12 protein-coding genes are annotated in these 13,241 nt (G+C 37.9%); 1 reads left to right on the forward strand and 11 read right to left on the reverse strand.

The window, feature by feature from the left end:
* The first annotated feature begins 159 nt into the window (after window positions 1–159).
* Window positions 160–756 (forward strand): YdhK family protein, encoded by a 597-nt coding sequence (locus ACRX5O_RS05905; protein WP_433905206.1) that lies wholly within the window; start codon window positions 160–162, stop codon window positions 754–756.
* Window positions 757–1,440: 684 nt separating this feature from the next.
* Here ACRX5O_RS05905 and ACRX5O_RS05910 read toward each other — a convergent pair.
* The 11 genes from ACRX5O_RS05910 to ACRX5O_RS05960 form a co-directional block, all read right to left on the reverse strand.
* Window positions 1,441–2,223, reverse strand: coding sequence for a VOC family protein (locus ACRX5O_RS05910; RefSeq protein ID WP_433905086.1), 783 nt, complete (start codon window positions 2,221–2,223; stop codon window positions 1,441–1,443).
* A gap of 16 nt (window positions 2,224–2,239) precedes the next feature.
* On the reverse strand, window positions 2,240–3,031 hold the full coding sequence (gene proC / locus ACRX5O_RS05915) for a pyrroline-5-carboxylate reductase (RefSeq protein ID WP_433905087.1): 792 nt from the start codon (window positions 3,029–3,031) through the stop codon (window positions 2,240–2,242).
* A gap of 74 nt (window positions 3,032–3,105) precedes the next feature.
* Complete coding sequence (locus tag ACRX5O_RS05920; RefSeq protein ID WP_433905088.1) at window positions 3,106–3,933, reverse strand: MetQ/NlpA family ABC transporter substrate-binding protein; 828 nt, start codon at window positions 3,931–3,933, stop codon at window positions 3,106–3,108.
* A 58-nt stretch (window positions 3,934–3,991) separates the two neighbouring features.
* Complete coding sequence (locus tag ACRX5O_RS05925; RefSeq protein ID WP_433905089.1) at window positions 3,992–5,008, reverse strand: uroporphyrinogen decarboxylase family protein; 1,017 nt, start codon at window positions 5,006–5,008, stop codon at window positions 3,992–3,994.
* Between the two features lie 19 nt (window positions 5,009–5,027).
* Window positions 5,028–5,627 carry a methionine ABC transporter permease gene (locus tag ACRX5O_RS05930; RefSeq protein ID WP_433905207.1) on the reverse strand — a complete coding sequence of 200 codons (600 nt, stop codon included), beginning with the start codon at window positions 5,625–5,627 and terminating at the stop codon, window positions 5,028–5,030.
* Between the two features lie 56 nt (window positions 5,628–5,683).
* Window positions 5,684–6,706, reverse strand: coding sequence for a methionine ABC transporter ATP-binding protein (locus tag ACRX5O_RS05935; protein WP_433905208.1), 1,023 nt, complete (start codon window positions 6,704–6,706; stop codon window positions 5,684–5,686).
* Window positions 6,707–6,708: 2 nt separating this feature from the next.
* Window positions 6,709–7,923 carry a trans-sulfuration enzyme family protein gene (locus ACRX5O_RS05940; RefSeq protein ID WP_433905090.1) on the reverse strand — a complete coding sequence of 405 codons (1,215 nt, stop codon included), beginning with the start codon at window positions 7,921–7,923 and terminating at the stop codon, window positions 6,709–6,711.
* 2 nt (window positions 7,924–7,925) lie between these two features.
* Window positions 7,926–8,600: a GntR family transcriptional regulator gene (locus ACRX5O_RS05945; RefSeq protein WP_433905091.1), complete on the reverse strand. Its 675-nt coding sequence runs from the start codon at window positions 8,598–8,600 to the stop codon at window positions 7,926–7,928.
* A gap of 539 nt (window positions 8,601–9,139) precedes the next feature.
* Window positions 9,140–10,639 carry an aminotransferase class V-fold PLP-dependent enzyme gene (locus ACRX5O_RS05950; RefSeq protein ID WP_433905092.1) on the reverse strand — a complete coding sequence of 500 codons (1,500 nt, stop codon included), beginning with the start codon at window positions 10,637–10,639 and terminating at the stop codon, window positions 9,140–9,142.
* A 98-nt stretch (window positions 10,640–10,737) separates the two neighbouring features.
* Window positions 10,738–11,214, reverse strand: a complete 477-nt coding sequence (locus ACRX5O_RS05955; protein ID WP_433905093.1) for a DsrE/DsrF/DrsH-like family protein — start codon at window positions 11,212–11,214, stop codon at window positions 10,738–10,740.
* A 251-nt stretch (window positions 11,215–11,465) separates the two neighbouring features.
* Complete coding sequence (locus tag ACRX5O_RS05960) at window positions 11,466–13,208, reverse strand: carboxylesterase family protein (protein WP_433905094.1); 1,743 nt, start codon at window positions 13,206–13,208, stop codon at window positions 11,466–11,468.
* Between the last annotated feature and the right edge of the window lie 33 nt (window positions 13,209–13,241).

Genomic DNA, 13,241 nt, shown 5'->3' on the forward strand with positions numbered 1-13,241 from the left:
GTATGACAGCTTTGTGAATTTTATAAGGTAAGTAAATAAAATGTAACTTCTTAAAAATTAAAAAGATTTCCCAAAAACCGGTAGGCATTCTCCATAATTTCTGCAAATTTTAATAGTAGTATGATTGTAAATAATATAAAGGAGGTTGCAATAGTGAGTATTAAACGTACTACTTTATTTCTATTTTCCTTGATTATCGCAGTTTTTTTAGCAGCATGTTCCAATAATCAGGAGAATGAACAAGACAATTCGAATAACAGCAGTGAGGAAACAGGACAAGAACAGGATACTAGCAGTGAAGGTCACGGAGGTCATGAAGGAATGGATCATTCTGGATCAGGGGAAATTCCTGAAGGCCTACAAGATGCTGAAAATCCAACGTTTGCAGTTGGTAGTCAAGCTATTATAAATGCAGATCATATGGAAGGTATGGATGGAGCTGAAGCAACCATTGTTGGTGCTTATAATACAACCGTCTATACTATATCTTATACACCTACAACTGGTGGAGAAAAAGTGACGAATCACAAATGGATTATTCACGAAGAAATTAAAGATGCTGGTGATCAACCTTATCAGCCTGGTGATGAGGTTACCGTAAACGCTGACCATATGGAAGGTATGGAAGGTGCAACTGCAGTGATTGATTCAGCTCAACAAACAACTGTATACATGGTGGATTACACTCCGACGTCAGGTGGAGAAAAAGTAACCAATCATCAATGGGTAACAGAAAGTGAGCTTTCTGCGAAATAACAATCCATTCAAACACTCGTATAACTTTAGGCATTCCTAATATAGGGATGACACACCATGGTTGGCTTATGCAATACAAGTAGAATAGTTCATCACAGCCATAAATTGTCCAGGTTATAAAGCAAAACCGCATTTTAATAAAATGCGGTTTTATTTTTTAAATTAGGTTTCTTTATCTATATGAATTTACTCAAAAAAAACATGGATATACAAATAATCCCTATAATTCCAAGAAAACTTATGAAAATTGTTGTCTCATTTTTTCTCTGCAATTTTCTATATTTATTGTAACTAATTTCCCCTTTTGCAAATCTAAATCCATTCATGTTGAGTTCAACACTTTAGAGGGTGCCATCTTTATCTTCAAGAAAAACCTTAGAAATTAATCCCATCTTCTTTAATGATGCATTCTCACTATTGGCATATTAAGGTTGAAGAGAAATATTACTGTCTGGCCCAAAATAGTCTAGTCCATCAAATTTATAAACGGAATGGTTTCGTATCTCGTCTGTCATTCTACTTGCTGGCTCTTCAATGTAGTTAATAGAAAAACACACTTGAATCACCTCATTTACATTTAGAAAATGATCAATAAATCGCTAATTTTTACTTTATCAAAATAAATTGGTTAGAAACAGCTGATAGTTCCCTGCTTTCAAATACGATGGCTCTTAGGATAGTACTTCATCCCCCGAATAGATATTCCCCTTCTCCGATTGTAATCGTTTTACCTTTTAAGTCAGGTGCAGACGTATTAAAAACTAGTTGTTGCATTCGGTTTTCATCACCTTTAATAAATATAAAGGTTTGATTCCCTACCACCAAAATCAATTTATCCAAATCAGAAGTAACATTTTGATCCAAAATTTCAAATCCAAATAACCGATGCCAGTGAATCGCTAATGCAGAAGGATTACTCACTTGGAATACAGCACTCGTTATCGTCACTTTACCTGAAGGATGTTCCTGAATAATTCCTGAGTCTATTAATCTTTCTCTCCGTACTTCATCAGTCCCGTTCCATTGAATAACAAATGGATATGGCAATCCTTGATAATCTCCAGCAATGGTCATCATACGCCATTCAATCAAATTGCCTTGTGCGTCTAATCGCTTTCCATCCATAATTAGCGAAACATCTAAATTTAGCTTGGTTAAATGCCTTGCTACTTCCTCTATATCATCCGTTCGCAAAGCGACTCTGCTTAAAACTTCCTGACTAGGTAATAACTTTACAGAATCTCGTACCACCTCATTTGGTTCTACAACGCTTTCGGCTAATTCTCGATTTTCCACTCCTAGAAATTCTATATAACAGAGGTCAAAATAACTTAATGCATTGTATGTACCCCATTGCTTGTGAGAACCACCTTGAAAGGCGATTAACCCATTCTCGTGGAACTTCTTAATCGCTGACTCTAAGCTGTTAACATAATGAACAGTATGATCCCATTCTAGGTTTGCCATCTTACCACCTCCAAATTTACGACCCTAACTCCGTCGTCCGTTTGACCGCCTTTAATACACTTCGTTGCAAACCAGCAGTAAAGTCTGACCCATTTAGCTCATGTAATGCGTTAATTCCGACTCCACCAGCAGAATTATTAATATCCAATAATTGACGTGGATGCTTTCCAGTTTGCTTTAACATCTCTACAGCACCTACTATATTTTCTAAAGTGATTTTCCATGCGTGTTCCCGCGATAAACCAGCTAACACCCCAGCATCTGCAAATGATTCGATAAAATAATAGACATAGTTTGGCCCAGCCACTCCGAAACCTGTAAAAATATCAATTAATCGTTCTTCGATATACATGACTTTTCCAAATCCAGTTAAAAAATCATCGACCTGCTCTATAGAAGCTTGTTCATTTAATGCTACTCCACTATATCCAAACCCCGTATCTGTCAATGTATTTGGAATGACGCGTACAATCGGTCGCTCCTTTCCCACAAATGACTCCAGTCTTTTTATCGTCACACCCGCAATAATGGATACAATTACCGTATCCTTGTTACTATACTTTCTTATTGCTTCGCCAATTGATGCGAGGTCATCCTGTGGACGTACTCCAATCACGATCATATTCGCTTGTTGTACAGAAGATTCTAGTTCCTTACTCGCTTTTACCTGATAAGTTGTATTTAAATATGTATTACGTTCTTCCGAAACATCCGTTACGGTAATTTGATCTTTTGTTAGCGCTCCATTCCTTAAAATAGCGCGAATGATCGCTTCAACCATTTGTCCACCACCAACAAAATGAATCATCGAAACAACCTCCTTACGTAAAATAATATCTGGAATAAGTAGCGGTATTCCCTCTACTTATTCCATAATTAATTCTAATTACTTTCCCAAGCCTCAGGTAAAATAAAGCCATCAAACTTTTCTTCTGCTAGAATATATTCTTCGAATTCAGGTGATTCAAAGGCTTCCTTTACATCCTTTGCCCATTGTGTATCTAAGTCCTCTTTCAAAATGGATACAATGATACGATGTTCTTCTGGAGTATTTTCAATTTGTAAAGCATCTGAAATTTTTAATCCGGAACTAGCAATGTAGTTTCCGTTTACAACTCCGAAATCCACATCCTCTAAAGACACTAATATTTGTGCAGGATCTAGTACCTTGAAATCAAGATCATAAGCAGCAGGTTTCACACTATTTAAATTAAAATCTGTTGTCCCCGCATCCTTTTCTACAGTAACCCATCCTAAATCTTCTAAAATACGAACAGCACGTTCTTGGTTGACCGGGTCATTCGGTAAAGCAACCGTTGAGCCGTCCTTTACAGCATCAAGTGAATCATGTTTTACAGAACGTAAGCTTTGCGGTGCACCTGGGGAAAATGCAAGACGAACCATTTCAACATTTAGTTCCTCATTAATTCCTTCCATATATGAGGTACTTTGGAACACGCTCGCATCAATTGCGCCCTCTGCCATCGCTGGGTTAACCTGCATGTTTTGTGAGAAAACTTTAATTTCAACTTTGTAGCCCTTTTCTTCTAGAATTGGTAAAATTCCTTTACGAAACTGTTCTTCATATGTCCCCACTCCAAACCCAAAAATAAGGTCCTTTTTCTCTTCTTGACCTGCAGACTCCTCACTTCCACACGCAGCTAAAAACAACACCAGCATAATAGACAAAAATGAAATTACTTTCTTCATTCTTATTGCCCCCTCTTTCTTTTTTAATTTATTGGTCATATATAAAACCCCATGAATACTATAAAACACTTTTTCGTAATGTATTTAATGCTCCCTCAGTGGCCTTTACAGAAACTGCACAGTTGGGAACCAATAAAAATGGTTGATTTTTCATCACATCGATTGCTTGTTTTGCTTGCTGATCAATAAGGGAGTCATCTCTTCCTTCAAAAATACGATGGTCAACTCCTGCTACTACTGTTTTATCTAACTTGATTTCTAATCCAGGATTTCCTTCTGCTTCTGTGTCCCAGCTGATACCCTCAATTGGATAATCGATAAAACGATCCGGCTGTGAGCAAGAGCCACATGTATGTAAGATTCGTTTCCCTTTCTTCATCGCATGCAGGACGATGGAATCATATGGCCTTGAAAATTCATTAAATGTTGCCTCATCAAACAATTCAGGATGAGCAGTTCCTGTAACTGCATAAAATAGCCCATTGACCTCTACTTTTTCTAATTCCTTCACATAGTTAGCTATAGTCATGGCTATCGCATGTAATGCTCGATGAACACCAGCCCGTTCTGTCTTTAACAATTCCTTAAAATCTACGGGTGTTTCACTCCCATACATCGTTTGGTCAACATATGATGAATTTCCTGTTAAAAACATCAAAATCGTTAGTGGTGAAAAAATCGTCTGAATAATTGGAACTTCTGGTAAACCATCTCGAATCAACCCTACAGCCTCTATTTGTTCTTGTAGTGCTGCCGATGTTGCTACATCGACCTCATTCACATCCCAAACATCGGAGGAATTTTGAATCACTTGCTTACTTTGCCTTGGAAAAACCCATCTGTAATCGTTAAAATCATAAATATTACCAAAGGCTTCAGCTAAATAAGTAGCTCGCGGATTAATTTTTATCCAATCCCAGTCATATTGTTTAGCAAACGTAATCGTTGCTTCGGCTAGGTCTGTTGCTGTTTGTTCTTTTTCGAGAAAATGATGCCATCCACTTACAATGGGTCGGTCGGCTTTTTCTCCAGATAAAAGCTGTTCAAATCGTTGCATTTTCGTTAAATTCGTCATTCTTTTACTCCCCTTTTCTCTATTCTTTTCTCGCTTTGCGTGCTAGCACATTTCCGGATGATTGAATTCCTTGTACGAAAATGATAAGAATGATAACGGTAGAAACCATCGCAAATGTATCAAAGCGCTGATACCCATATACAATTGCCAAATCACCAACACCACCGCCACCAACGGTTCCTGCCATCGCAGTTGCACCGATTAATCCAATGGTTGCTGTAGTAATCGATAGAATTAATGAACCAAATGCTTCCGGCAGTAAAAAATACCAAATCATTTGAAAGGGGGTTGCACCCATTGATTCCGCCGCTTCGATGATACCTGGGTTTACTTCTAATAAAGAATTTTCTACCAATCTAGCAATAAAGGGAGATATAAAAATAATGAGTGGAACAATCGCCGCATTGGTTCCAATTGATGTACCAACTACCATCCGTGTAAACGGAATGATCGCTACCATTAAGATGATAAATGGCAAGGAACGAACAATATTAATAATCGGATTCAAGATGGAATAGAATACCTTACTTTGTACAATCCCCCCTGGCCTTGTGATGACCAAAGCTATACCTAATGGGATGCCTATTAATGAGCCTATTAGTAAAGAAGCCCCTACCATATAAAAAGTATCAATACTTGCTTGGATAAACTGTTCTAGCGTAATGGTTGTTTCTATCAATGTTCAACGACCTCCTCAACCCCAGTAACTTTTCCTCTCACAAACTCTAAGGCTTTATCGATTTCAGCTGTCTCTCCTTCGAATTGCAAGTACATAATAACAAGTGTGGTCTCCTGAATTTCTGTCATATTAGCAAACAGAATATTCACTTTTACATCATAATCTTTCAATAATTGATAGATTATTGGCTCAGATGCTGTATCACCTTTCACTTCCAGTCTAAACACTCGGCTATTTTCTGATCGGATTAACTTACGCTTCACACTATTCGGAATACTATTGTGAATAACCGTTTTAACAAAATTTTTGGAGGTTGAATGTTTCGGGTGACCAAACACATCTAGGACAGACCCTTGCTCAATAATCTTTCCATCTTCCATGACAGCAACCCGATTACACACCTCCTGGATAACCGACATCTCATGGGTGATGATCATAATAGTAATTTTGTAATCTGTATTAATCTTTTTTAGCAGCTGTAAGATCGATTGAGTCGTTTGTGGATCAAGCGCAGATGTGGCTTCATCACAAAGCAATATTTTCGGATTGGATGCTAATGCTCTAGCAATCCCAACCCGTTGCTTTTGACCACCTGACAGCTCCTTCGGATAACTTTTTGCCTTTTCACTTAATCCGACGAACTCTAATAACTCCATCACACGCGCTTTTATTTCTTGCTTTGGCTTTTTAGATAGCACGAGTGGAATGGCTACGTTATCAAATATAGTCTTCGATTCTAGTAGGTTAAAGTGTTGAAAGATCATTCCTATTTGTTTCTTCATTGCCCTAAGCTGCTCATTTGATAAATGAGCGAGCACTTGGCCATCAACAATTACATCCCCTTTCGTTGGATGCTCTAAATAATTGACGAGGCGAACCAAAGTACTTTTTCCGGCACCACTGTAACCAATAACACCAAAGATATCTCCCTCTTGTATTTGTAAATCAATACCTTTAAGAGCATCTGTCGTCACGTTTTTTCGTTGATAGGTTTTATAAACGCCTTTCATTTCAATCATGGTCATTCTGCTCCACCCCTCATTTTTACCACTGCTTCCACAGTTGATAATGCTTGGCTTAAATCAGCTATAATATCTTTGGCAGCCTCTAATCCAACTGACATTCGTATTAATCCATCAGTAATTCCATACTTTGCTCGTTCTTCTCTAGGTATGGAAGCATGTGTCATCGATGCTGGATGCTGAACAAGGGTTTCAGGATCCCCTAAACTAAAGGAAATCATCGCCAGCTTTAAGCTATTTATCAATTTTTTTCCGGCCTCTATTCCGCCATTTACTTCAAACGAAACAATTCCACCCATCCCTTTCATTTGACGTTGAGCAAGCTCGAACTGGGGATGAGATGATAACCCCGGGTAATAAACTTTAGCAATAGAGGGGTGGCCCTGCAAAAACTCAGCAACTTGTTGAGCATTTTCACAGTGCCGTTGAACTCGCAGTACCATTGTTTTTAATCCTCTTAGTATTAAGGATGATTCCCATGCATTTAAGTTTTGACCTAAATCTCCCATAATTTTCTTTCGCATAAACTGAATGTCAGCCTTTTTCCCCACAATTAAACCAGCAAGTACATCTCCATGACCGTTAATATATTTCGTGGCACTATGTACAACTACATTCGCTCCAAGTGATAAAGGATTTTGCAAATATGGACTCATAAATGTGTTATCAACAATTAAAGCAAGCTCGTTCCGTTGACATATTTCTGCGATTAAAGGAATATCAAGGATGGTTAAAGTGGGATTCGATGGTGTTTCAATATAGATTACTTTTGTATTTGGTTTGATCGCAGTGATGATTGCTTCTACATCCGTACAGTCCACAAAATCAAATTCGATTCCGAATCTAGGTGCTAATGATGTTAAAAAATGATACGTTCCACCATACACATCTTTTGTCACTAATGCATGGTCACCTTTTTCTAAATAAGCTAATAACGCGATCGAAATAGCAGCCATTCCACTTGCTACACCTAATGCAGCTTCTCCTTTTTCTAAATCAGCTATTTTAGTCTCTAGAACTTGTAAGGTTGGATTGCCGTATCGACCATAATAGAAACCCTCAACATTCCCTGATACAACATCAGCAGCCGATTCAACATTTGGAAAAGCGTAGGCAACTGCTGGAACAATGCTATGTGAGATTGCCTTTGGCTTTTCGAATACTTGGTGATTCGAATGAATGACTTGGGTATCCATACTCCAATTCGTATCCATGCTTACACCAACTCGCCTAATTGCTCTTTTTCTTCGATTCTATTAAGAACATCTTTCAAACTACTCATGATGTGGTCTTTCATGGCCATTTCTGCACCATCACCATCTTTTTTCTTAATACTCTGAAAAATTAAATCGTGCTCCTCGTCCGCTTTCTCATTCCATTTTCCATACATAGTAACCAAATGACAGTACCTGTTTGCATGATCTTTAACCATATTTAGAAGTTTTATAGTAGACTTAAGTCCGCTTATTTCAGCAATATAATCATGAAATTCATTTCCATAGGTGACAAAATCTTGATTGTATCCTAACCGAAATGAATATTTCAGCTTATCCAATATCTCAGAAAGGACAACCTCATCATCTTTTGTCGCGTTCCCTGCAGCATGTCTAGCAATCTTTCCTTCTAACATGCTACGAATCATAAAAATCTCTTCTACCTCCTCTTTCGTAATAGATGCAACCTTGAGCCTTCCATTCGGTTGACGAATTAAAAATTCCTCCATCTCTAGCATCTGAATGGCTTGTCTTAGCGGGGTACGACTAATATCTAACATACTAGCCAGTTTTTCTTCTCTTACAATTTGATCAGACTTCAGCTCACCAAAAATGATTTTTTGTTTTATATTCGAATAAGCAATATCCTTCGTTAACAAACGACTCTGTTTATTCATGTTCCCCCTCCAATAATTCGTTTTTTAATCAATAATGAATACTTGTATTTTTGTATACAATTTTTTGAGGTAAAAAAATATAGCCTCTTTCAGCTTGTATTAAATAGTTGGAACAATTGAATAAATATTTTCCAGCATTTATTCTATGATTGCTATCCTATAATGAATTTTCATAATATTAAATATTTATGTCGTATTATCTAACAATGTTTTTATTTTATCTCGGATTACATTTACTTGCTCACTATTGAACAATGATTTTGAAACAAACAAAAAAGGGACCGTTCCTCTACGAACAGCACCCATGTTCTCTTAATAAGGTAAACTTTTTGTATTTGAGAAATCTTTCTTCACTATCATAACAAGACACCACCAATGGCTGCCCAAATAAAACCAACCGACATCATCAGTACGACCATTATCGGTGTTAATAAGGAAACTGGTAGTCTCCCGAAACAAAAGGACAGGATCCATGTAAGATTAAATGGAAAGAGCAGAGGTTCGTCCTCTGCTCCAATGACTACAGCTTTATATCTGGTTTAAAAGTTCAATCCTCTCATTCCATTTCCATTCTTTTCTATTATATGATAAAAAGTATTTTTCTTAGGATCATACATATAATCTTTCGCCCAATCATCAATATTCGCTACGGTTTGCTCAATCGCATAAATGATGGCATACATTTCCTCGTTTGTCATAATTGGATGAATCGAAAGTCTTACCCAACCTGGTTTTGAAGACAGATCCCCTTTGGCAATCGTATGACCAATTTGCTTAGAAGTCTCCTTATCAATTTTCAATAAATAATGACCGTACGTTCCCGCGCAAGAACAGCCGCCACGGACTTGAATACCAAACCGATCGTTTAATAGTTTGGTAAAAAGATTGTAATGAATCCCTTCTACATGAAAAGAAATGATACCAAGTCGTTCCAATTGGCCGGATTCAAATACATGTAAATGATTTATTTTATCTAACGCAGGTAACAGGATATCTAGCTGTTCCTTTTCTCTAGCTAAGATTTGTTCCGTTCCCATCTTTTCTTTCAGTCTAATAGCTAAAGCTGCGCGAATGGTCTGTAAAAATCCAGGTGTCCCCCCATCCTCTCTCTCTTCCAAGTCTTTCAAATAGAGGCGACCTCCCCAGGGGTTCGTGTAATGAACCGTTCCTCCACCCGGATGGTCTGGTATCGTATTTTGGTAAAGGTCCGAATCAAAGAGTAAAATGCCAGACGAACCAGGTCCACCTAAAAACTTATGCGGAGAAAAGAAAATTGCATCGAGTCTTTCCTCTTGATTCACTGGATGCATATTAATTGGGACATAAGGGGCAGATGCTGCAAAATCAACAAAGCATAGTCCTCCATGGTTATGCATAATGGCTGCTAGTTTATGATAGGGAGTCTGAACGCCTGTGACATTCGAGCAGGCTGTAAAAGACCCAATTTTCAGCTTACGGTTCTCATATTTTTTTAGCATCGCTTTTAAGTAATCAACATCAATCATCCCATCTTTTGTGGGTTTCAATACGACCACATCCGCAATGGTTTCTTCCCATGAAATGTGGTTCGAATGATGCTCCATATGGGTGATAAAAATAACAGGACGGTCTTTTTCTTCGATCTTGAGATTCTCTTTAACATTCTCAGGAATTCGTAATCCCATTATCCTTTGTAGCTTATTGACGACATCTGTCATTCCGGTTCCACTTGAAAGTAGTACATCCTTTGGTCCTGGGTTCACATGCTTTTTAATGATTTTTTTAGCTTCCTTATAGCTCTCTGTTATAAACAAACCACTGTAATTCACATCGGTATGCGTATTAGCCACATTCGGCCCGAGCTCATCGATGATCTTTTCCTCAATGGGGCGATAGAGCCGGCCACTTGCTGTCCAATCTGCATAAATCATTCGTTTGACACCAAAAGGGGTAGTAATCATATGATTTGTTCCTATCGTTTCCGTTCGAAATTGGGTAAAATAGGACTCGAGTTTACCGTTAAAAGACCTTTCGTAGCTACCAATCTTTACATACAACATGTGGAGATCCTCCTCAAACAAAGGGCTTTTATAACGTATGTAAAGTGGAGGAAATTGGGCATTTGTCTAGAAAAACTGTCACAGGATTGGCAAACTTATTATATAAATAATTGAATATCCGATTGCAAGGCATCCTCCATATAGGCTTTTGCATCGACAATCTCTACTTCTGGAAAAAACTCCTCCTGTTTAAACCCAAGAATATCTACTGATAGCTTACAGGCACAGAATCTCACCTGTTTTTTCCGTGCTCCTTTTAAAAACGCAATTAGAGGGGGTGCATCATCGTCTTCCATCATATGACCCATCATCTTTTTTCCTAGCCCAGCAACATTCATTTTCGATAACGGAAGTTCCTCCACTCCTTTTGGTGTTATAAAATCAAACATTTTTTCAAATGCTGTCTTATCTTCCATGGTCATTTTCTCTGGTTCGCGTAGCATAAATAACCCCCAAAACGTACAAAAAACCGTCACTTCCACATCCATTTCACGAGCCGTATTCGCTAAAATCAACGCGGCCATCGCCTTATCATACTCGCCACTAAACATAATTAAGCTCATCTTTTTTGGCATAATAAACCACCCTTCTTTCCTTTGTAGAATGGTCTTATTATGTAATCAGGGAAAAGTCGTATGCGTCTTGTCACAGAATTGTCGGAAGTATATTATGTTAAACCCAGATTTATAAACTTAGGTATCAACTAAATCAATTAGATATAAATGGTAAAACAATATTTCATCCTTTATCGTTTATAAGGGTAGAATAAAATAGCACAGATCATTATACTGGCCTGTGCTACTTTTAACTTTATTATTTATAGAAGTTATTCAACCCACAAGCTTTTGTTTCCAAAGAATTCATCAAGCTCTGCACTGAACCAACGGCCATTCAATACTTCACTAATTATTTTTTTCTTGGCATCTGAAGAAATAGAAGTATCTTTTTCTATCTCATTTATCACATCTAATTTGCTAGTAGTATCAACAGACATTTCTGCAAAGGCATTTGTTTCATTCGCAGTCAATACTAGGTTAGCTGGCTTCTTTTTCGTCCAGGCTTCCCAGTCTGCTAATTTTTTTCCATTAGGGTTACCCTTTGGATCATGAAGGAAGTTAGCCAGGTATTCTTTGAACTGAACGCTCAGTTCCTTCGCTCCATCTAGACTATACGATTCTCTCATCATAGATAAATAGCTTTTATTATTACTGTCTAATAGAGGGACAAAGACACCATGGAATGATCCGAAAACAGACATCATATCCGTGGTTCCCGTAGGTTCTTCCCCAAAAGGTATTTCAACGGTGTAAATAGGTGCCTTATAGCTAACATACATTTTTTCAGCTGATTCCTGAGTGTTAAACAATCTGTAGAGATCACTTCCATATTTCTTAGCAAAAGTGAATTCAGCATATTTCGTTTCGTCTTTTAATAAACTGCCATCTTGTACACTACTTGCAAAGTAAGGGTCTCCCCATGCAAAGAAAGAGAATTCCGATGTTCCAGTCAGCATGATTAAAGGAACCGAATTATAGTTCTTTGTATCAAACTTTTCTTTTGGAAGAACCACACCATCATTATATAGATGAGGGAATACACTCATTCTTATTGCTGCATTACTCATTAATCCACTTAATCGATCAGCAGATAATGAATAAAGATAATCCTTTACTGCCTCATCCTCAGTCTGAAGCCATTGATATGCTTCTTCTTCTGTTGATTTGACACCATCCTGCACGACTAATGGAGCGATGGCTTTGGCAAAAACTTTCACACTATCATCTTGATCGGCCATCGTCATTCCACCACTGAAGGCAATCGCTTTTTGGAATTTCCCTTCAAAGATGGGAGAAGCTAAGGCAGCCATTACATCTCTGCCTCCAGCAGAGAATCCAGAGATGGTTACGTTGTTTGGATCTCCTCCAAAGCTTTTAATATTTTCCTTGACCCAATCCAGAGATTTTGCAATATCAAGTAGCGCATAGTTTCCTGAGTCCTCTAATCCGTTACCTGTATTTAGGGCTGGTAGAGGATTAAATCCTAATGGTCCAAGTCGGTAATTGACCGAAACAAAAATAGCGTCTAAGTCATTAACAAAGGATTCACCTGTTATTTCTTCGGATTTCCCCGTTTGATTATTACCTCCATGAATGAAAAGTAACACAGGGAGATTCTTTTTATTTGTATTCGGTCGATAGATGTCTAGATTCAGACTATCTTCGCTCCCTATAATCCCTTGAGCAGAAGACTGAATGGCAATATTTCCAGACTTTGTTGCATCAAAGGTGCCTCCAAATGGTGCAGGGTCTTCTGGAGCTTTCCATCTCAACTCCCCAACTGGAGCTTTTGCGTAAGGAAGTCCTTTCCATACCAGCGCATTTTCTTCTACATTCACATACCCTTTTACATTTCCATAATTTGTTTCTTGAGTAATTCCTTTTTTATACGTTTGAGAGGATGACACCTCTGCCTTTACATTAGTAGATGTTAAAGATGCAGCTGATACATTACCACCGACAAAACCTAAAGCGAGCACTACAGCCAATAAGTATTTAAATACTCTTCTCACTATTCCCTCACTCCTTCAAAAAACATTTAAAAT

It is taken from the genome of Robertmurraya mesotrionivorans (assembly GCF_050971805.1).
Taxonomy (GTDB): domain Bacteria; phylum Bacillota; class Bacilli; order Bacillales; family Cytobacillaceae; genus Robertmurraya_A.

What these genes read in the sequence shown, in the direction of transcription:
- ACRX5O_RS05910 (WP_433905086.1), bottom strand. Translation starts at nt 2,223, where the DNA reads ATGGCAAACCTAGAATGGGATCATACTGTTCATTATGTTAACAGCTTA.
- proC (WP_433905087.1), bottom strand. Translation starts at nt 3,031, where the DNA reads ATGATTCATTTTGTTGGTGGTGGACAAATGGTTGAAGCGATCATTCGC.
- ACRX5O_RS05920 (WP_433905088.1), bottom strand. Translation starts at nt 3,933, where the DNA reads ATGAAGAAAGTAATTTCATTTTTGTCTATTATGCTGGTGTTGTTTTTA.
- ACRX5O_RS05925 (WP_433905089.1), bottom strand. Translation starts at nt 5,008, where the DNA reads ATGACGAATTTAACGAAAATGCAACGATTTGAACAGCTTTTATCTGGA.
- ACRX5O_RS05930 (WP_433905207.1), bottom strand. Translation starts at nt 5,627, where the DNA reads ATGGTAGGGGCTTCTTTACTAATAGGCTCATTAATAGGCATCCCATTA.
- ACRX5O_RS05935 (WP_433905208.1), bottom strand. Translation starts at nt 6,706, where the DNA reads ATGATTGAAATGAAAGGCGTTTATAAAACCTATCAACGAAAAAACGTG.
- ACRX5O_RS05940 (WP_433905090.1), bottom strand. Translation starts at nt 7,923, where the DNA reads ATGGATACGAATTGGAGTATGGATACCCAAGTCATTCATTCGAATCAC.
- ACRX5O_RS05945 (WP_433905091.1), bottom strand. Translation starts at nt 8,600, where the DNA reads ATGAATAAACAGAGTCGTTTGTTAACGAAGGATATTGCTTATTCGAAT.
- ACRX5O_RS05950 (WP_433905092.1), bottom strand. Translation starts at nt 10,639, where the DNA reads ATGTTGTATGTAAAGATTGGTAGCTACGAAAGGTCTTTTAACGGTAAA.
- ACRX5O_RS05955 (WP_433905093.1), bottom strand. Translation starts at nt 11,214, where the DNA reads ATGCCAAAAAAGATGAGCTTAATTATGTTTAGTGGCGAGTATGATAAG.